Origin of the sequence: Aquimarina sp. MAR_2010_214 (assembly GCF_002846555.1) — a bacterium.
Taxonomy (GTDB): domain Bacteria; phylum Bacteroidota; class Bacteroidia; order Flavobacteriales; family Flavobacteriaceae; genus Aquimarina.
This window is the reverse complement of record NZ_PJMS01000001.1, coordinates 507,039-526,846: the sequence shown is the minus strand read 5'-3', so window position 1 is coordinate 526,846 and position 19,808 is coordinate 507,039. Positions and strand designations below refer to the sequence as shown.

Annotated in this window: 17 protein-coding genes; 10 read left to right on the top strand and 7 right to left on the bottom strand. The window is 33.2% G+C overall.

What is annotated here, in order from left to right; all coding sequences use genetic code 11:
* The first annotated feature begins 103 nt into the window (after positions 1-103).
* Positions 104-1,063, top strand: coding sequence for an OmpA family protein (locus ATE84_RS02370; RefSeq protein ID WP_101445495.1), 960 nt, complete (start codon positions 104-106; stop codon positions 1,061-1,063).
* Between the two features lie 61 nt (positions 1,064-1,124).
* On the opposite strand, the gene ATE84_RS02365 is transcribed toward ATE84_RS02370, so the two are convergent.
* Positions 1,125-1,523: a hypothetical protein gene (locus ATE84_RS02365; RefSeq protein ID WP_101445493.1), complete on the bottom strand. Its 399-nt coding sequence runs from the start codon at positions 1,521-1,523 to the stop codon at positions 1,125-1,127.
* 301 nt (positions 1,524-1,824) lie between these two features.
* On the opposite strand from ATE84_RS02365, the gene ATE84_RS02360 reads away from it, so the two are divergent.
* From ATE84_RS02360 to ATE84_RS02340, 5 genes are all read left to right on the top strand, one after another.
* Positions 1,825-2,337, top strand: a complete 513-nt coding sequence (locus ATE84_RS02360; RefSeq protein WP_101445492.1) for a hypothetical protein — start codon at positions 1,825-1,827, stop codon at positions 2,335-2,337.
* 299 nt (positions 2,338-2,636) lie between these two features.
* Positions 2,637-3,317 (top strand): TerB family tellurite resistance protein, encoded by a 681-nt coding sequence (locus ATE84_RS02355; RefSeq protein WP_101445490.1) that lies wholly within the window; start codon positions 2,637-2,639, stop codon positions 3,315-3,317.
* Between the two features lie 442 nt (positions 3,318-3,759).
* Positions 3,760-7,038: a tetratricopeptide repeat protein gene (locus ATE84_RS02350; RefSeq protein WP_101445488.1), complete on the top strand. Its 3,279-nt coding sequence runs from the start codon at positions 3,760-3,762 to the stop codon at positions 7,036-7,038.
* A 175-nt stretch (positions 7,039-7,213) separates the two neighbouring features.
* Positions 7,214-7,510, top strand: a complete 297-nt coding sequence (locus ATE84_RS02345) for a phage repressor protein (RefSeq protein WP_199176851.1) — start codon at positions 7,214-7,216, stop codon at positions 7,508-7,510.
* A 71-nt stretch (positions 7,511-7,581) separates the two neighbouring features.
* Positions 7,582-8,295, top strand: coding sequence for a DUF434 domain-containing protein (locus ATE84_RS02340; protein WP_101445486.1), 714 nt, complete (start codon positions 7,582-7,584; stop codon positions 8,293-8,295).
* A 400-nt stretch (positions 8,296-8,695) separates the two neighbouring features.
* On the opposite strand, the gene ATE84_RS02335 is transcribed toward ATE84_RS02340, so the two are convergent.
* Positions 8,696-9,019, bottom strand: coding sequence for a hypothetical protein (locus ATE84_RS02335; RefSeq protein ID WP_101445484.1), 324 nt, complete (start codon positions 9,017-9,019; stop codon positions 8,696-8,698).
* Between the two features lie 370 nt (positions 9,020-9,389).
* Here ATE84_RS02335 and ATE84_RS02330 point away from each other — a divergent pair, with 370 nt between their 5' ends.
* Complete coding sequence (locus tag ATE84_RS02330) at positions 9,390-10,421, top strand: aldo/keto reductase (protein ID WP_101445483.1); 1,032 nt, start codon at positions 9,390-9,392, stop codon at positions 10,419-10,421.
* Here ATE84_RS02330 and radA read toward each other — a convergent pair.
* From radA to panC, 5 genes are all read right to left on the bottom strand, one after another.
* A complete protein-coding gene (gene radA, locus ATE84_RS02325) occupies positions 10,418-11,785 on the bottom strand; it encodes a DNA repair protein RadA (RefSeq protein ID WP_101445482.1) in 1,368 nt (455 codons plus the stop codon). The two genes, ATE84_RS02330 and radA, sit on opposite strands and share 4 nt — an antisense overlap.
* Positions 11,786-11,888: 103 nt before the next feature.
* On the bottom strand, positions 11,889-13,034 hold the full coding sequence (locus ATE84_RS02320; RefSeq protein WP_101445480.1) for an alpha/beta hydrolase: 1,146 nt from the start codon (positions 13,032-13,034) through the stop codon (positions 11,889-11,891).
* Between the two features lie 48 nt (positions 13,035-13,082).
* Entirely contained in the window at positions 13,083-14,048 is a 966-nt protein-coding gene (locus tag ATE84_RS02315; RefSeq protein WP_101445479.1) for a lysylphosphatidylglycerol synthase transmembrane domain-containing protein, read from the bottom strand.
* 3 nt (positions 14,049-14,051) lie between these two features.
* On the bottom strand, positions 14,052-14,402 hold the full coding sequence (gene panD, locus ATE84_RS02310; RefSeq protein ID WP_024768330.1) for an aspartate 1-decarboxylase: 351 nt from the start codon (positions 14,400-14,402) through the stop codon (positions 14,052-14,054).
* A gap of 19 nt (positions 14,403-14,421) precedes the next feature.
* Complete coding sequence (panC, locus tag ATE84_RS02305) at positions 14,422-15,270, bottom strand: pantoate--beta-alanine ligase (protein ID WP_101445477.1); 849 nt, start codon at positions 15,268-15,270, stop codon at positions 14,422-14,424.
* Positions 15,271-15,381: 111 nt separating this feature from the next.
* On the opposite strand from panC, the gene ATE84_RS02300 reads away from it, so the two are divergent.
* The 3 genes from ATE84_RS02300 to glmS are packed head-to-tail and all read left to right on the top strand — an operon-like array spanning position 15,382 to position 19,774.
* Complete coding sequence (locus ATE84_RS02300; protein WP_101445476.1) at positions 15,382-16,191, top strand: glycogen/starch synthase; 810 nt, start codon at positions 15,382-15,384, stop codon at positions 16,189-16,191.
* A gap of 21 nt (positions 16,192-16,212) precedes the next feature.
* Positions 16,213-17,904, top strand: coding sequence for a DUF4270 domain-containing protein (locus ATE84_RS02295; RefSeq protein ID WP_158237154.1), 1,692 nt, complete (start codon positions 16,213-16,215; stop codon positions 17,902-17,904).
* 22 nt (positions 17,905-17,926) lie between these two features.
* The gene (gene glmS / locus ATE84_RS02290; protein ID WP_101445473.1) at positions 17,927-19,774 is read left to right on the top strand and encodes a glutamine--fructose-6-phosphate transaminase (isomerizing); all 1,848 of its coding nucleotides are present in this window, start codon (positions 17,927-17,929) and stop codon (positions 19,772-19,774) included.
* Positions 19,775-19,808: the final 34 nt, after the last annotated feature.

Below are 19,808 nucleotides of genomic sequence, written 5' to 3'. Positions count from 1 at the left end.
ACCGTCAATTCGAGTGCCGCGCTTTCAGGTGCGGTGTATCGAGAATAAGTTTTTTGAATGTAAATAGAAAAGTAAAAAACAACAACCCCATAAACAACATAAAATGATAAAAAGAATCGTATCTATTATACTTATTGGTACTCTTATGACTTCTTGTGTTTCTTCTAAAGTGCACAAAGATTTAGAAAGCAAGTATGCTCGTTTGAAGCGAGAAAATCGTAAAACTAAAGACAAACTGGCTGCTTTAGAAAAAACAAGTGATGCCACTAGAAAGGCATTAGAACAATTAGATGCCGAATATCAAAAGGTTAAAGCCGAAAGAGATGATTTACAAGGAAAGTATAATGCTGCACAAGCCAATTATGAAAATTTAAAAGACTCGTATGACGCATTAGAAAAAAATAGCTCGGCAGCTATAGCAGCAAATAGTAAGAAAAATAGAGAACTATTAAAACAGTTGGAAGAAAAAGAAAGAGCTCTGGCCGAAGAACGTAGTCGTTTGGATGCATTACAACGAGATCTGGCTTCTCGTTCTAAACGAGTAGATGAATTGGAAGGATTGATTGCAGCCAAAGATGCCAAAATGCAGGCGCTTAAAAATGCAATATCCAGAGCACTACGAAATTTTGAAGGTAAAGGCCTTACTGTAGAAGAGCGTAATGGCAAAGTATATATTTCTATGGAAAACAAACTACTGTTTGAATCTGGTAGTTGGGCCGTAGGAGCACAAGGGCAAAAGGCAGTAAAACAATTAGGTAGAGTATTGGGCGATAATACCGATATCGCTGTTTTGATCGAAGGGCATACCGATAATGTACCGTATACTGGTAACGGACAGCTATCTGGTAACTGGGATTTGTCTACCAAGAGAGCCACTGCCATTGTAAATATTTTGTTGCAAAACCAGAAAATTGATCCTCAGAATATCACTGCGGCAGGTAGAGGAGAGTTTGCACCTGTAGCCTCTAATGATAATAGTGCAGGAAAAAGTAAAAACAGGCGAATAGAAGTAATCCTAACTCCAAAATTGGATGAAATCACTAAGCTGTTGAATGATATATAAGAAGTAATTAAATAAGAAAAGAGCGACACATTGTGTCGCTCTTTTTATGTCTATTATTGTCTTAAAGGCTATTAAGAATTGCTCTAATTTCTTTAGCATCATTTCCTTTAGTATTATCTTTAACTCTTCTTAAGACATCAAAAAACTTATCTACGACTTTGTTAGTCATCATTAAGTCTAAATTGATAGATCTTCCATTTGAAGTAATTAGCTTATAATTGTAATATTCAACAGGCATGTCTTTAGCTCGCTCTTTTACCAAAGAAGTAGTTCCATTATCTTTTACTATAGAAATGATATTTCCGTTAGCTATTACCATATCAGTCATGTCAGCAACATCTTTTGCTAAGGGATATAATTTATCTCTATGTAATTCATGAACTTCTTGCCAATTGTTTTCTTGAGCTTGAGTTGATAATCCTGCGCCTAGCACAAATAGAAGTAGAAATAATTTTTTCATAATGTTTGGGTGTTAAAATAATGTATTATAGTTTATAGGTTAATTACACCGGTTATCAGAACGTAATAAAATTTATTTTATTGTTAAAATAACCTTAAAAATTGCCTCAAAATAGGTAATTTATTTGATAAAAACCAAAAAGCGTGCCACGGATTTAGTAAACAAAAATAAAATCCTTAATTATGCATATAGTGAAAAAGCACACTGTTTTTATATAAAAGTATAAAAATAAGGAAAGCAGGTAACAAAAGGACGTTGCCAAACGTTTATTATACCCAATTAATTTAAAACTATAGAACAAATGAAGAGGCTATCCATTTTTATAATATTAATAGTATCCGTGATCAAAGGAATAAGCCAAGAAAGCGAAGAAGGGTACCAGAATGAAGAAGAAACACAAAGTGAAGAAGAGGTGCAGGAGGATGAAAAAGGAGAAAACAACTACTTTGACCTATATGCATATTTTAATTTCACCAATGATGAATATTCCAATGCCATGGATAAAGTGAATGATATGTATCCAGAAGATCAAAATGTCCTATATACGTTGGTAGTAGAAGTCCAAAAAGATAACGTATTAAAAGATCGTTTGTTCGGGGAGTTGATCGCAAAACCCAGAAAAAAGAACCCTTTCAAAGGTAAAGACAGCCCAGGGTTTACCTGTATCTTACGGGGCCTTATAGAAAACAAAACAATATATAATGAAGTTATTAAAGATGGAAGCTCTGAGGATCGGGCCAGAAATGTCGCAGCCCTCGCCGAAAGAACTGTCCGGAGAAAATGTGGTATCGCCAAAAAAGTGAATAAACCATAGCACGAACTGTTTCTATATTCCAGTAAATTCGATTCACAGGCGGTCTTATATCAATATATTGGCAAAAAACATAACTTCTCCTGCTGCTCCAGTCCAAGTATAACTTAAGTTCTTATAAAATATATATGTTTACCACGTGTTATGAACACGTTCTTTGGTAAAGTTACACTTCATAGTTTTTTAATTCATGACAGCCGAGTCTTAAGTCGTTATATTACCCCAACAATATGATTGTTAGATGTTTTTAGAATATTATGCTATCTTTAGCAATACCTTAAATCATTAAAAACCTACATATTATGTTTATTATCTTCGGAACAAGAGGACTAAAACACACGGTGAGTGAAAGTCCTGTTTTATCAAATTCATGTCCAAATTGTAATAATGGAAATCTTGTAAACAAGCTCTATCGCAGATGGTTCACTTTGTTTTTTATCCCCATGATCCCATTAGATGTAGTAGATCGGTTTTATCAATGTGATAGTTGTAAGAGTGCCTATAACGAAAGTATAAAAACTGTTTTAGAACGTTCGCAAGATGAGATTAACGAAAATCAAAAACGTGCAAAACAGGTATTTAGTAAAGCACTTATAGCTGCGATGACACATATGTCGATTATCGATGGAGATTTTGCTGCAGAAGAAGAACGTGAGATCATGGATGCTATCGAAGGTTTTCCAGAAATGAAAGAAGAATTAATGACGATACATCAAAATGTAAAAGCAAATGGTAACCAGGATAACCAGGTGTTTAATTTTCTTAACGAAGCACGAAATGAATTATCATCAGAAGCAATACTTAATATTTTGGCGCAAGCAGCTGTAGTGTTACTGGCCGATGGAGCAATCGAAAAAGAAGAAGAGAATCTCATGAAAGAATACCTGATCGCTTGTGGATTGCCAAAAGAAATGTACCAAGCATTGATCGATAAATTAATGCAAAAAGATATTACTGAGCTTAAAGAAGGTCAGCTGAATTAAGGCTTCCGATAATTTTTTATCTAGCGTTTTGGTATTTGGTGTAAACTTAACCAGTAAAATATTGTCTAAAGGAGTGTTTTGTGAAATACAGTGAAGCAAATGTATCGAGAACCAATGTAAGTTCAAGTGTTTTTTTTATGGGATAGCTTCTTGATACCTCCAATCAAGTTGAGAGCAGGCTAATTTCTTTCACTATCGCTATAGAAACCAATCGATGTGACATCTAAAATAGTATTGATTATTATGTTTTTAAAATAATAATAAATGAGATGATATAAACCTATATCTTTGTTGTTAATCCTACCCAAAGATCATCTAAAAAGGAGTATACTTTTATTGGATGATCTATTTTTTAGAACAGTACACTTCTCTGTAAAGAGATAGAACTTTGTATGTGATAAGATATAAAATTATCATTTTGTTTATTGATTAAAGCTCTCTTATGAAAAAATTAGCATCGATTTTTCTAACCTCCTTTTTCTGTGTCATTTTGTTTATGTTATCGTTACATACTACTCATGCACAAGTAACAAATGATACCATAGTAGCTTCACAATATTATAAAAAAGCAGATTCTTTGTTAAAAGATAGAAAATATGAAAAATCTATTGAATTGTTTCAAAAAGCATTACCTATTTATAAAAAAGGAAAGACTTGGGAAAAAGTAGCGAGTTGTTATAATAAAATATCAGAAAATCAGTGGAGAAATAGACAAAACCTTAAAGAATCTTTGTCTAGTGCTAAAAAAGTATTAAAAATGAGCAGAACTATTTTAGGGGAAAACAATAGAGAAAGAGCAGTCGCTTATGACAACATAGGAACTTATTATTTAAGAATATCCAAATATCAAGATGCTTTAGTCAATTATGAAAAATCACTTGATATTGAAAAAAAAATATTCCCTAAAGGTCATGAAGATATGGGTGCAACATATAGTAATTTAGGAATAGCTTGTAGATATCTCTCTAAGTATCAGAAGGCAATTTATTACCAAAATAAAGCATTGAGTATTTACTTTAAAAATTCTGAACCTAACGATGAAAGAATAGGAAAAGAATATAATAATATAGGTAATATTTATAGTAGAATGGGAAAATACAATACAGCTCTGGATTACTATAAAAAGAACTTAACTATAACTATTAACAATTTAGGTGAAAATCATCTAAATTCCGGCTATAACTATTTTAACATAGGTATAGTTTATAATGATTTAAATCAATATGATAAAGCATTAGAATATTATCAAAAAGTAATTCCAATTTTTGGTAATGAAGAAAACTTATATCCGTTGTTTGCGACATATAATAATATTGGAACCCTTTTATCAGATAAAGGAGAGCATGACAAGGCCATGGAATATAATAAAAAGAGCTTAGATATGGCTTTAAAAATATACGAAGGGGATCATCCGGATATTGGTACATGTTACTGGAATATTGGTGTAGTTTTTGAAAATAAGCAGAGCTATGAAAACGCATTGCAATATTATAACAAAGCATTAAGTATTTATAAAACTACTTATGGTGAAAATTATGAAGGTATAGCAGCTTTATATGGTAATATTGGGAATGTTTATGCCCATAAAAAAGATTTTAGCAAAGCACTAGAGTATCATCAAAAAGGACTTCTAGTATACAATAATATCTTAGAAAAGAATGATTATGAGGTTTCAAAAGCTTATATAAATGTTGCAAATCTTTACCTTGAAAAAGGGGTTTACAAAGAAGCTTTTAGATATTCTCAAAAGAGTTTAGAAATTTTAGAAGAAGAATATGGAAAAGGTTCTTCTTCCTCTTTATTAGCTTTAAATCAGATAGCAACTGTGTGTAGTAAACAAAAAGCCTACCAAAAAGCAATAGAATATTTTGATAATGCAACCGAAGCAAATACAAAAAACACTAACTACCTTGATATTAAACAGGATTTTAATCCTAATCAGTATTACAACACTAAATTTCTTTTAGAAACCTTAAAAGGAAAAGCTAAAACATTACAATCACAATATTTTCAAACTAATAATATATTAGACCTTGATCATAGCATTATAATCTACAAAGAAGCAGATATGTTAATTAATCATATTAGGCAGTCTTTTCAGAACTATCAGGATAAAATTTCTTTTGCGAAACAAGCAAAAGAAATCTATGCAGATGCTATTCAAACACAATTATTGCTCTACAAGAATAAACAAGATCAACAATCATTGAAGCAAGCATTTTATTATGCCGAAAAAAGCAAGTCCAATACCTTAAAAGAACTACTTAATACATCTACAGCCAAAAATTTTACAGGATTACCGCAAGATGTTTTAACCTTAGAAAAGGTTATTAAAACAAATAAAGCATTTTATCAATCCAGAATCACAGAAGAGCAATTAGAAAAGGAGGTTGATACTTCAAAAGTTACCCATTATGAAAGTAAGCTATTCGATATTAACCGAACACAAGATTCATTAACGCAGGTCTTAGAAAAAAATTATCCCAAGTATTATCAATTAAAGTATAAAAACGATATTGTAAAGGTATCAGATATTCAACAACAATTGGATGATAAGGCAACGGTAGTAGAATTTTTTACAGGAGATAGTATCACTTATGCTTTTACGATTTCTAAACATGATATTGCTGTACAAGAACTATCCACTCCAAAACTTACTGAGCAAATTGAGACATTTCGAAAAAGTATTATTGCCAAAAACACAGGAGCATATAAACAACAAGCATATGCGTTATACAATACACTTATAGCACCGGTTAAAGATAAATTGGTTGGAGATCAACTAATCATGATCCCCGATGGACCATTATGGCATCTTAATTTTGAGTTATTACTCACTATAAAAGATGATTCTAATAATCCTACACTGTTATCTTATCTACTCAGGGATTATGCAGTCACCTATGCCAATGCTGCAAACCTGTTGTTTACCACTTTTAAAAGTAATCGAGAGACTAAACCATTGCAAGAATGTCTGGCGTTTTCTTTTTCAGATAGTATACAAACTGCAGAGACACGTGCAATGAGTATGGCCACTCTAAGAGATGTTGGTGATGACCTACCAGGAACCCGTAAAGAGATCAAAGCCATTTCTGATATTATCGATGGGCAATATTATTTTGGATCACAAGCGATAGAAGCTAATTTTAAGAGTAATGCAGGTCAATACAATATCCTACATCTGGCACTACACGGAGAGGTAGATAATGAACGCCCAGACAACTCTAAACTCTATTTTACCAAGAGTAAAGATACGATAGAAGATAATCTGCTCTATAGTCATGAGCTGTTCGCTCTGGATATTCCTGCAGAACTTACTGTACTTAGTGCTTGTAATACAGGTAGTGGTAAGATTGCCAAAGGAGAAGGGATTATGAGTTTAGGTACTGCTTTTCAGTATGCAGGAACCAAAAGTTTGTTGCTCACCAGCTGGGAAGTATCTGATCAAACGACTCCAGAGTTAATGAAATATTTCTATACCAATCTTAAGGGAGGAATGCATAAAGGCAAAGCTTTACAACAAGCTAAACTACAATACCTGACCACAGCTGATATCAATCGAACCGATCCTTTTTATTGGGGAGGATTTTATCTTGTAGGAGATACTACTGCAATACATTTTAGTAACGATACCCAACTGTATTGGATTTTAGGATTGGGTATTGTAGGAATTATGCTTTTGGTGGTGTTCTTGTATAGGAAGAGAACAAACAATACTTGATATTTGTTTAATCATTTGAAAGATGTTTATGGTATAGATTTACTTAAATAAGACTGACCATTGATTAAGAGTTATGGATAATTCAAGTTAAATACGTACTTTTGTACAAGTTCTTTGGTATAACACCATACTCCATAGTTTATGAATTTATGTTTAATTTTTAAAACTATGTATGATGAATTGGAAAATTCAAAAACTATTGAATGGTGAGACTATTGTCTCCAAAGAACCTGGTAATTCTATGTTACCCATCTTAAAATCAAAACAACCTGTAGTACTTGAACCCGTAAATTGGGAAGATTGCGAAGCAGGAGATATTGTTTTTTGTAAAGTAAGAGGGAACTGTTTTACGCATTTAGTCAAAGGAAAAAATGCAAAACGAGGATTGCTGATCGGTAATAACCGAGGACGCCTTAACGGGTGGACCAAAAATGTATATGGCAAAGTAATAGAGATATTACCAATGTCATAGAAGTAGCGCTAAGAGCGCTTTTTTTGTTTGTATACATCAACTTATATACTGTTTTATCAAAGTAAATCTAAATGACCACCCGCAATAGAGGAAGAGAAGCTAGTGATGATCGATTGTTTGGAGAGTTGTCGATGCAGGAAAAATTAAAAGCAGCAGCAAAAGATATGTTATATCTCCTTTCTCGTGGTTATGCAGAAAAATCATCTGTACAATTGGTAGGAAATCGCTATACCCTTAATGCACGACAACAAAAAGCTTTACATGGTATGAGTTGTAGTGAACAACAAATTGCGATTCGTAATAAAAATTTGGTAAGGCCAAAAATGTTAAAAGGACAAACCGTAGCAATAGACGGATTTAACCTATTGATTATTCTAGAAAGCGCCTTGTCTGGGGCATATGTTTTTAAAGGGCTTGATGGGTATTATCGTGATGTATCAGGTGTTCATGGTACCTATAAACGAGTTCAAAAAACAGAAGAAGCTATTCTGATAATAGGAAATACACTTGATGAGCTCGGAGTACGTTGGGTGTACTGGTATTTTGATGCTCCGGTTTCTAATAGTGGAAAACTAAAAACAAGACTTCGGGAATTAGCAGAGCAACACCATTTTTCCTGGAAAATAGATTTGGTTAATAATCCGGATAAGGAATTAGCGAACTCAGAACATATTGTAGTAAGCTCTGATGCTTGGATACTGGATAGAGCACAAAAAAACACAAATCTGGCCGCTTATCTAATTGATCACTTTATCCAGGAGGCGAATATAATATATGCAGAATAATTACCAAACAAATATCTTAGTTTGGTATAATACTTCAAAATAGAGAGTTCCCTCATTCAAAGCTACCATTCCCTCATTCTGCATTTTGTAAAACGATAGTGTACACTACTTTTGAGTAAACCAATGAACATATAAATACTTTATCTAGCATCTAAACTTGGAATAGGGGTTCAAAAAAGTAAAAATAGAAAGGAAAAAATGTAGCATTTATGTATAGAGAAAAGTTTATAGGTTCATTCCTAAAATGTATTTGATGGATGTTGGAGGAATAATTTTAGGTTGGTTAGTAGTGTGAAACGGATGCGGCAAGGGGTAGTCGTATCCGTTTTGATAAAAAAAAGAGCTTCTTATACGAGAAGCTCTTTTCTGGTTAAATAGGGCAGTCAGTGACGACATGGTATCACCCTTTATTGTTTGGATCAAACCATTCTCCCCTAGCGTTGGTATATACGGTTTTAGTATCTTTACCCATAGCGAGAATCAATTTGTAATTTCCGATTTTGTCAGCATAGGCTTCAGCAATACTAGCTTTTGGATAATCCTTTTCTACGGCAGCTTTAATAATTTCAGAAAGATTATCTACTTTGATTTGCTTGTAGTCATCCTGATCGGTAGAAGCTTCAGTTTTGGTAATTGGTAATGCTTCTTCAGCTTGTTGGGCAGATACAGTTTGGAGCGAAAATAATACAACACCTACAGCAGTTATGATACTTGTCTTTTTCATGTTTTAAAATTAATTTGATTATACTTTACTATTTATAAAAAGAAATTATTATTCCAGAATATGAAATCATTATGTTTTAAATGTAAAATACTGATTATTAGAATTTTGTAATTTTGTAATTTTTAATAGATTATTTCTAAACTGTTGATTAAAGAGTGTTAATTGTGGATATATTTCACATATATGGAGAAAAGATATAGCTATATAAATTGTGTTTTAATTAGATTTATTATGATAATTTTTACACTAACTAAAAGGAGAGTTTCTACTTTTGATCATGTTATACTATATAAATTATAAGGTGAGTTTTAGAACAACTTGAACAACTAATTTTATAGTTTTCTCAACTTAAAAACAACAACCAAAAGATATGAAGTACACTACATTACCAGGTACAGATATACGCGTAAGTAAAATATGCCTGGGTAGTATGACCTGGGGTGAACAAAACACTGAAGAAGAAGGGCACCAACAGTTGGACTATGCGATTGATCAAGGAGTTAATTTTGTTGATACGGCAGAATTGTATTCTGTACCTGCAAATAAAGATACTCAGGGAAGCACAGAACGAATTATTGGAACATGGCTCAAAAAAACAGGTAAACGCGATGAGGTCGTTATTGCTACAAAAATTGTTGGCCCAAGAGATTTTGTAAATCATATTCGCACAGGAGGTTTTACCAAAGAAGAATTTACTGATGCAATCAATAAAAGTTTACAACGATTACAAACAGATTATATTGATTTGTACCAACTACATTGGCCAGAACGAAATGCTAATTTTTTTGGGGTTAGAGGGTATACTCATGACGAATCAGAACGATGGAATGATAATTTTGGAGAGGTGTTAAACTATCTTCAGGGTTTTATTGCAGAAGGAAAGATAAGACAAATAGGGCTTTCTAACGAAACGCCTTATGGGGTGATGCGTTATACTGAAGAGGCTCGAAAGGGCGTACCAAAAATGATCACGGTTCAAAATCCATATAATCTATTAAACCGAAAAGATGAGGTCGGTCTTACTGAAGTTTTACATCGTGAAAATATAGGGCATTTACCTTATTCTCCTCTTGGTTTTGGGCAATTAACAGGAAAATACCTTGATGAAACTCCAAAAAATGCAAGGGTAACCTTGTTTCCGCAATTTGCAAGATATCACAATGAGAAATCGTTTGAAGCAACAAGAGCATACAACGAGATAGCAAAAAAACATGGGATAAGCCTTGCTCAAATGGCTTTGGCGTTTATAAATGATCGCCCTTTTGTAACCAGTAATATTATTGGCGCTACATCACTGGATCAGTTAAAAGAAAATATTGGTAGTATTGATATTACCCTTTCTGATACGATCTTAAAGGAGATTGAAACGGTACATGAAAATAACCCTAATCCGGCTCCTTAACCAAATAAAAACTCAACTACATCTTCGATTTTAGTAACCATCCTGATTTGAATTTGAGTATTTTGCATAGATATTTTATTGTATTTAGAAACAAAGATAGTAGAGAAACCTAGTTTCTCTGCTTCTTGTATGCGTTGTTCTACTTTGGCTACAGGTCGTATTTCTCCCGCCAGGCCGACTTCGGCAGCAAAACAAAAATCTTTAGAAATTGGAATATCTTCACTAGAGGATAATATGGCTGCAACAACTGCAAGATCGATGGCAGGATCATCTACAGAGATCCCCCCTGTGATATTAAGGAATACATCTTTGGCTCCTAATCTAAAACCAGCACGTTTCTCTAAAACCGCCAGGATCATATTAAGGCGTTTGAGGTTGTATCCTGTTGCACTACGTTGAGGAGTCCCATATACCGCAGTACTCACCAAGGCTTGTACTTCTATCATAAGTGGCCGCATACCTTCTACTGTAGCAGCTATAGCAGTACCACTCAATTCTTCTTCTTTTTTAGAAATTAGAATTTCACTGGGATTTGTAACCTCCCGAAGGCCGCTTCCTAACATTTCGTAGATCCCTAGCTCTGAAGTAGAACCAAATCTATTTTTTAAAGCACGTAAAATTCTATATACATGATTTCGATCTCCTTCAAACTGTAGAACAGTATCAACCATATGCTCCAGAATTTTTGGCCCGGCAATATTACCATCTTTTGTAATATGACCAATCAATATTACAGGTGTTGCAGTTTCTTTGGCAAACTTGATTAATTCTGTTGTACATTCTCTGATCTGAGAAATACTACCCGCACTACTTTCTATGTAATCACTGTGTAAGGTTTGGATAGAATCTATAATAACAATGTCGGGTTGAGTTTCCTCAATTTGCCTAAAGATATTTTGAGTCTTAGTTTCGGTAAGAATTAAGCAATTATCAGTTTTAGAATGAATACGTTCTGCACGCATCTTGATTTGCTGTTGGCTTTCTTCTCCGGAAACATATAACGTTTTATAAGGTAGTTTAAGACTTATCTGAAGCAGTAATGTACTTTTTCCTATTCCTGGCTCACCACCTAATAAGGTTAAAGAGCCTGGGACTAATCCACCCCCAAGTACCCGATTTAACTCAGTATCATCTGTATTAAAGCGAGCTTCCTGGCTAGTGTCAATTTCTGAAATTCGTAAAGGCTTGGCTGTTTTATTTGTTTTAGAACTAGATGTAGCACTTTTCCAATCACTTGCCGAAGCTTTTTGAACAACTTCTTCGGCAATAGTATTCCACTCTTTACAAGATGTACATTGCCCTTGCCATTTGGAATATTGTGCTCCACAATTTTGACAGAAAAAAACAGTTTTAGTTTTAGCCATAAAAAGATTGATAAGATTGTAAAAATACTATTATTTTAAAAACTCCATACACAAAAAAAGATCCTGGAAACAGGATCTTTTTTTGTGTATGGAGTTGATAAGTTTACCAACCAAAATCTTCTTTAATTTTGTTTACTTTATCCAACATATAATCTTTGGTTAAGAAAGCAACTTCAGAAAGCTGAAAACCATTTTCGTAAGCCCGCATAGCTTTTTTAGGTTCTCCTGTTTGTTCATAGAACATACCTAAATAATAATACCCAAGCATTAAATCAGAATGTTCTTTTATAGCAAGCTTACCCAAGGGTTCTAATTCTGACCAGTTTTCATTCTTTTCGAGAGCAGTAGATACTGCAATAAAATCGTTGATTCTTATTTTGCGTTTTATACCATATAACTGTTCTGTAGTTTTATACATATCTACAAGGTAGTCATAGGGAGAAGTTTCTAGTGTAAGGAGAACTTCTTTATATGTTTTTTTACTTATAGGGCGATACATTTCAAAAATACCCTCGAGAGCATTAGGAATAGCTTTTCCAACCAAAGTATAATGAGAAGATTCTTCAAAATTATCAAAGAAATAACTCATCTCAGGATTTTCTATTGCAGATAGTTTTTCATCTAGTGTAATGAGGTTCTTTTTGATATTGTCGGCATCATTAGTTGCAGTAGCCAGATAATACCAAATATCAGAAGAAGTCTCTAATTTACTTGAAATTCGATCCCCCATCGGTGGCCCTAACTCTGGACTAATGCATATGTATCCTTGAAAAATGGGATTGTCTTTAAATAAAAAGTAATTTATAAAGTTAGCTGTATAATCATGCCCGACAATAATTTTAAGTTGTGCAGTACGATAAGTTTGATTAAGATGAGGAACAAGTTCTTGTCCTATAAATTCATAGAATTCTGCTCCTTTTAGAGTAGGTAAAAACTCTGCAGTATCATATCTGCAATCATCTTCTCTGGTTTTTCTTTGATTAACCCCAACAACAATTGATTCAGGCATATCTTCCCAATAAGAAAAGTAATCTACATTTCCGGCAACAGGTTCAAATAAATAATCCCCATCAAGAACAATAATCAAGGGATATATTTTGTCTTCATTTTTCTTGTAATTACGCGGAAGCTGAATTTTTAACTCTCTACTTTGGTCTAATTTGATAGATCTGAAAGACTCATATATTGTCTGACCATAACTGGAAATAACAAAAATACAAGCTATAATAAGAGTCACACTTTTTTTCATAAGTATTAGGATTAAGGTTAAGCAAGGGACAATATATAAATTATTTCCTTATTTTTCTCTGTTTAAGATAGGGAGAAACAAAAAGGATAACGCACCAATGATTACATTTATTGCGGTTTGTGAGCCCCATAATATCCATCCAAAAGCTTCCCCTGCTGGTTTTTCGATATTGAATAAAAATAAAATGGCTGCTGTAGCAATTGGAAAAGCTCCTATTCCTCCATTTGTAGTTGACATGGCAATTGACCCGGCTACAAAAGTAGCAAGCATAGGGCCAATAGATAGATTTGCTGTTTCGGGAACAGTAAATTTTATGACATAAAACATGGCAATATAAAGTACCCAGATTAGAAATGTATGGAAAATAAAAGCGCTTTTTTGTTTTAATTTAGAAATACTTTTAACACCTTCTAAGAGGCCTTCTCCAAAATTTTTTATTTTAATCAATACAGGGTGCGAAGACTTTTTTATGATCCTAAGGAATACTATTCCTAATAAAATGGCTCCTATTAATGCAATAAGTAGTATAAATGTATTGGTAATTTTTTCTTCTAGATATAAGAATAAGTCCTGAGATTGAAAGATTAATGTAATCCCTATTACAAGTAATAGCATAATAGAGTCGATAACTCGCTCAGAGATAATGGTTCCAAAAGCTTTTTTAAAAGGAACACCTTCATATGTAGATATTGTACCGCCTCGTAGAATTTCTCCAGATCTCGGGATTCCCAGGTTGGCAAGGTATCCTGCCATAACGGCCATAAAACTATTGGACAGTTTGATCTGGTATCCCAAAGGTTCTAATAAAAATTTCCAACGATATGCTCTCGAGAGATGAGAAATAATTCCCATAATAACAGAGAGGATAATCCACTTAGGGTCTGCTTGCGTAATATATTGAAGCGTTTTTTGTCTTTCTTCTGGGGTGGCTGATGTGATAGAATACCAAATTAAAAAAACTCCCAATGCTAATGGGAGTATAATTTTTAGAAACTTTATAAGTTTAGGATTCACTATCTATTTTAATAAATTATTTTCCTCATTTGGGAAAAGAAGTCTTGGTTTGAAGTTTTTGGCTTCTTCAATATCCATCATAGCATAGGTGATTAGTATCAATACGTCTCCTTTTGCTACTTTTCTTGCAGCAGCACCATTTAGTGTTATTTCACCACTATTTCTAGGTCCTGGGATAGCATATGTTTCTAAACGCTCTCCATTGTTATTATTTACAATCTGTACTTTTTCACCTTCAACAATATTGGCAGCATCCATTAGATCTTGATCTATGGTTATACTTCCGATATAATTAAGATCGGCACCGGTTACTTTAACGCGATGAATTTTTGATTTTACTACGTGTACAAACATGTTACAAAGTTAGTTATTTTTAATTTAGGGCAATGTTATCAATGAGTCTTATTTCTCCTGCAAATACAGCTATAAAAGCTCTGTATTTGATATCTTTTCGTTTTCGTTTAATGGATTTTAGGTCAGATACCTTTGCAATTTCAAAGTATTCTAATTTTAACTCGTCATTTTTTTTGAATTGCTCTGATACCCATTTGTTTAAGGTATAAACACTTTTTGTGCCAAAGTCATTTTTCACCTGTTCTAGGATTGAATAAATCATCGGGGATTCGCTAAGTTGTTTCTGACTGAGTCTTTTATTTCGAGAGCTTAAAGCCAATCCATTGTTTTCCCTATAAATAGGACAGCCAATGATTTGAACTGACATTTTTTCAATTTCAACTAATTTTTTAACAATTTGAAGTTGTTGAAAATCTTTTTCGCCAAAGTATGCTTTATCTGGAGAAACAATAATAAAGAAGTGTTTTAAAACGGTTCCTACCCCATCAAAATGACCTGGTCTAAATTTGCCTTCCATTTCATTTTCTAGTCCTTTAAAATCGTACTTAATAGATATCATATCGTCGCCATACATCTCTTTTGGTGTAGGAGCGAATACAATTATCTCTTTAGATAATTCTGATAAAAGCTCAATATCAGAATCTAAAGTTCGAGGATAATTAACCAAATCTTCGGTAGTATTAAATTGTGTAGGGTTCACAAAAATACTAACTATAACTTTTTGATTTTCCTTAAGAGCTCTTTCTATCAGGGCAAGATGACCCTTATGCAAAGCTCCCATAGTGGGAACAAATCCAATAGTTTTGTTCTGCTTATTAAAAGCTGCAACATCTTCTAGTATGTCTCGTCTTTTTCCGTGTACCCGCATTGATGTATAACTTAAAGGCGTGCAAAAATAAGATATTACTGGCAGACTGCATAAATTTTCGTAATTTTGCAAAATTAATTCCAAAAGGAGGACGATAAAAGTATCGATTATATGAAAGATAAGAGGATATTGTACGTATCATCAGAAGTAATACCTTACCTGCCAGAGACTGAAATCTCATCTATGTCTTTTGAAGCGCCAAGAATGGTAAATAGCAAGGGGGGGCAAATAAGAATTTTTATGCCTAGATATGGCAATATCAATGAAAGAAGGCATCAGTTGCATGAAGTGATTCGACTTTCGGGTATGAATTTAGTAATTAATGACTTGGATATGCCTCTTATTATTAAAGTTGCTTCTATTCCAAAAGAGCGAATGCAAGTTTATTTTATCGATAATGAGGATTATTTTAAAAGAAAAGCAACGTTAACTGATGAAGAAGGGAAGTTATTTCCTGATAATGATGAACGAGCAATCTTTTTTGCTAAGGGAGTTATCGAAACAGTTAAAAAATTAAACTGGTCACCAGATGTAATTCATGTACATGGATGGTTAGCTTCTCTTTTGCCATTATACTTAAAGAATTATTATGCTAATGAACCTCTTTTTGGTCAGAGCAAAATTGTTACTTCAGTGTATAATAATGGTTATGACGGGATATTGGATAAAAATATGATGGAAAAGGTGAAGTTTGATGGAATAGATGAAGAAAAAATAAGTGATCTGGCTCAACCAACATATAGTAATCTTATGAAGGTAGCTGTTGATAATTCTGATGCAATTATTGTGGGATCCGAAGAAATTCCATCAGAGCTTGTAGAACATTTAAAAACAATAGACCAACCAGTTTTAGAATATAAAAAACCAGATGAATTTGCTGACGCCTATGAAAACTTCTATCAAACAGAGGTATTGGTGTAAGTAAAAACGATGAAATTATTTATGAAATTGAAGAATATTTTAATTAGAATAACGGCTATAGTAGCTGTTGTTTTTACCTTTTTGTCTTGTGACGACGATTTTGATTCTGTTGGTAGTGAGGTTCTCGGAGATGTTAATTTTGAAGACAAGCAATACTCTATAACACCAATAGCATATAGTAAAAAATTCGAAAGAGTACGAACTAATAATTTGGTGGCTGATCAACAAGGTGCTGTACATTCTAATTTATTAGGAGTTTATGATGATCCTATATACGGGCAATCTGTGTATGGTATTTTGTCTCAGGTTCAACTATCAAAATTAAATCCATCTTTTGGAACTAATGCAGTGTTAGATAAAGTTGTATTGAGTTTACCATATTTTAGTACAGCGACAAGCACAGCGCCGGTTCAAGTAGGAGATGCTACAGAGACCGCAACTACTTATAGATTAGATTCGATTTATGGAAACCAACCTTTTAAGCTATCGGTGTATAAATCCGATTATTTTTTAAGAGATTTTGATCCAGAATCCAACGAAAGACAAGTATATTATTCTAATGACATAGATCCAGACATAGATCCTAATTCTGGTTTTAAACCTGAAGTAGAGAAACCTGAGAATTTATTATACACTAATAATGACTTTGTTCCTTCTGCTGATGAAATTATTGTAACGACTGAAACTGTTACCGATACTGGTGAGACTACAACCAAAAGAGAAAGACTAGCTCCTAGATTACGAGTAGAGCTTCCAGATGATATAAAAGCACTGTTTTCTACATGGTTTATAGATAAACAAGGTAGTGTAGAGCTTAGTAATGCTAATAATTTCAGAAATTATTTTAGAGGAATTTATGTTAAAGCAGAACCTATTAATAATAACGGTAATTTAATATACCTTAATACACGAGATGCAAAGATAACTCTTCATTATAGTTTTGATGAAACCACAAATGGTAATACTATACGTAAACAAGATAAATTGGAATTGAATTTTGGGAATACTTTTATTAATTCTATTACCACCAAATTAGATGGAACTCTAAGTAATGGTCAACCTATCGCAGAGGAATTAAAAAAAGAAAATCAGGATACAGTAAATGGAGAAGATAATTTATATCTAAAAGGTGGAGACGGCTCATATGCTATAATAGATTTGTTTAGTGGTAATGTGACAAATGAAAAAGGAGAACAGGAAAATGAGCTTAGTTTTTTAAAACGACAAAATTGGTTAATTAATGATGCAAGTATAAAATTTTACATTAATCAGAATGAAGTGACAGGAGGAGATGCAGAACCAGAAAGAGTTTTTATATTCAATGCTGAAACGGGAGAAGTTCTTCTTGATTACTTTTTGGATGGTAGTATTAATACTGATATTCCTTTAGTTTCTGCCATTAGTCACCTGGGAAGAATTAGTCGTGATTCTGATAAGAATGGAGAATTTTATAAAATAAGAATGACCCAATATATCCTAAACATTATAAAAGGCGAATTGAAAAATGCCAAACTAGGACTGTCAGTATCTCAAAATGTAAACATTACTACTATAATTGATAATACCCCTACAAATAAAGATGATAGTGAGATAATTCCTACATCATCAATAGTTTCCCATGAAGGAACAATTCTCTATGGAAATGGAGCAGGTGTTCCTGAATCTAAACGTTTAAAGCTTAATATTTTTTATACAAAATCAAAGGAAAACTAACAATATTTTAAAAACTTAAATCATGTGCGGAATTGTAGGGTACATTGGGTATAGAGATGCCTATCCAATTGTTTTAAAAGGTTTAAAAAGATTAGAGTACAGAGGCTATGACTCTGCTGGGATTGCTCTTTATGATGGGAACGACATTAAATTGTGTAAAACCAAAGGTAAAGTAGTAGATCTGGAAAAGCGATTACTAAATGAAATTCCTACAAAAGGAACTATAGGAATAGGACACACAAGATGGGCCACACACGGGGTTCCTAACGATGTGAATTCGCATCCACATTATTCTAATTCAGGGAACCTGGTAATCATTCATAACGGAATCATAGAAAATTATGATGCTCTTCGTAAAGAATTGATTAATCGAGGATATACATTCACTTCAGAAACTGATACAGAAGTATTGGTAAATCTTATAGAGGATGTGAAAATTAAAGAAAATGTAAAATTAGGTAAGGCGGTTCAGATTGCTCTAAATCAAACTGTAGGAGCTTATGCAATTGCTGTTTTTGATAAGCAAAAACCAGATGAGATTGTTGTTGCAAGATTAGGTAGTCCGCTAGCTATTGGGGTAGGTGAAGATGAATTCTTTATTGCCTCTGACGCTTCTCCTTTCATAGAATATACAAATAATGCGATTTACCTCGAAGATGGTGAAATGGCTGTTGTGAGAATGAATAAGGGTGTTAAAGTAAGGAATATTAAAAATGATAAACCTGTAGACCCATATTTACAAGAACTGCAAATCAATCTGGAGCAAATAGAAAAAGGAGGGTATGATCATTTTATGCTCAAAGAAATTTATGAGCAGCCTAATGCTATTAGTGATACGTATAGAGGTAGAATACGAGTGGCAGAAGGAATTATAAAAATGGCAGGTATCGATGATAACCTTGCTAAACTATTAAATGCAAAACGTATTATTGTTATAGCTTGTGGTACCTCATGGCATGCTGGTTTAGTAGCAGAATATATTTTTGAAGAGCTGGTTCGTGTACCTGTCGAAGTAGAATATGCATCAGAGTTTAGGTATCGAAATCCGGTAATTCACCAGGATGACGTTGTAATTGCAATATCACAAAGTGGTGAAACAGCAGATACAATGGCTGCAATTAAACTAGCCAAAGAAAATGGAGCTTTTGTTTTTGGAGTCTGTAACGTAGTAGGATCCTCAATTTCGAGAGAAACCCATGCAGGAGCATATACTCATGCTGGACCTGAAATTGGAGTTGCTTCTACAAAAGCATTTACAACTCAAATTACAGTACTGTCCTTAATTGCATTAAAGCTAGCAGAAAGAAAAGGAACAATTGCTAACAGTGACTTTCATTATTATCTGCAAGAGTTAGAAAGAATTCCAGAAAAAGTTAAAAAGACATTAGAATCTAATGATCATATTAAGTTTATTGCAGATACATATAAAGATGCAAAAAACTTCCTGTATCTAGGTAGAGGGTATAATTTTCCTGTTGCCTTAGAAGGAGCTTTAAAATTGAAGGAGATATCATATATACATGCAGAAGGATATCCGGCAGCAGAAATGAAACATGGTCCGATTGCATTAATTGATGAACAAATGCCAGTTGTTGTAATAGCGACCAAAAAAGGACACTATGATAAAGTGGTAAGTAATATTCAGGAAATTAAATCTAGAAAAGGAAAGATTATCGGGATCGTTACAGAAGGAGATGTTACTGTTAAGGAACTTGCTGATCATGTCATAGAAATACCAGAAACAGAAGAATTTTTGACACCTCTTCTTACAACAATACCGTTACAATTATTATCATATCATATCGCTGTAATGTTGGATAAAAACGTAGATCAACCAAGAAATCTTGCAAAATCTGTAACTGTAGAATAACTAATACTCTTATATAGAGATCGATTATAATACT

Bases quoted from the DNA above. Each gene is read 5' to 3' on its own strand.
- ATE84_RS02370 (WP_101445495.1), top strand. From the start codon at position 104: ATGATAAAAAGAATCGTATCTATTATACTTATTGGTACTCTTATGACT.
- ATE84_RS02365 (WP_101445493.1), bottom strand. From the start codon at position 1,523: ATGAAAAAATTATTTCTACTTCTATTTGTGCTAGGCGCAGGATTATCA.
- ATE84_RS02360 (WP_101445492.1), top strand. From the start codon at position 1,825: ATGAAGAGGCTATCCATTTTTATAATATTAATAGTATCCGTGATCAAA.
- ATE84_RS02355 (WP_101445490.1), top strand. From the start codon at position 2,637: ATGTTTATTATCTTCGGAACAAGAGGACTAAAACACACGGTGAGTGAA.
- ATE84_RS02350 (WP_101445488.1), top strand. From the start codon at position 3,760: ATGAAAAAATTAGCATCGATTTTTCTAACCTCCTTTTTCTGTGTCATT.
- ATE84_RS02345 (WP_199176851.1), top strand. From the start codon at position 7,214: ATGAATTGGAAAATTCAAAAACTATTGAATGGTGAGACTATTGTCTCC.
- ATE84_RS02340 (WP_101445486.1), top strand. From the start codon at position 7,582: ATGACCACCCGCAATAGAGGAAGAGAAGCTAGTGATGATCGATTGTTT.
- ATE84_RS02335 (WP_101445484.1), bottom strand. From the start codon at position 9,019: ATGAAAAAGACAAGTATCATAACTGCTGTAGGTGTTGTATTATTTTCG.
- ATE84_RS02330 (WP_101445483.1), top strand. From the start codon at position 9,390: ATGAAGTACACTACATTACCAGGTACAGATATACGCGTAAGTAAAATA.
- radA (WP_101445482.1), bottom strand. From the start codon at position 11,785: ATGGCTAAAACTAAAACTGTTTTTTTCTGTCAAAATTGTGGAGCACAA.
- ATE84_RS02320 (WP_101445480.1), bottom strand. From the start codon at position 13,034: ATGAAAAAAAGTGTGACTCTTATTATAGCTTGTATTTTTGTTATTTCC.
- panD (WP_024768330.1), bottom strand. From the start codon at position 14,402: ATGTTTGTACACGTAGTAAAATCAAAAATTCATCGCGTTAAAGTAACC.
- panC (WP_101445477.1), bottom strand. From the start codon at position 15,270: ATGCGGGTACACGGAAAAAGACGAGACATACTAGAAGATGTTGCAGCT.
- ATE84_RS02300 (WP_101445476.1), top strand. From the start codon at position 15,382: ATGAAAGATAAGAGGATATTGTACGTATCATCAGAAGTAATACCTTAC.
- ATE84_RS02295 (WP_158237154.1), top strand. From the start codon at position 16,213: ATGAAATTGAAGAATATTTTAATTAGAATAACGGCTATAGTAGCTGTT.
- glmS (WP_101445473.1), top strand. From the start codon at position 17,927: ATGTGCGGAATTGTAGGGTACATTGGGTATAGAGATGCCTATCCAATT.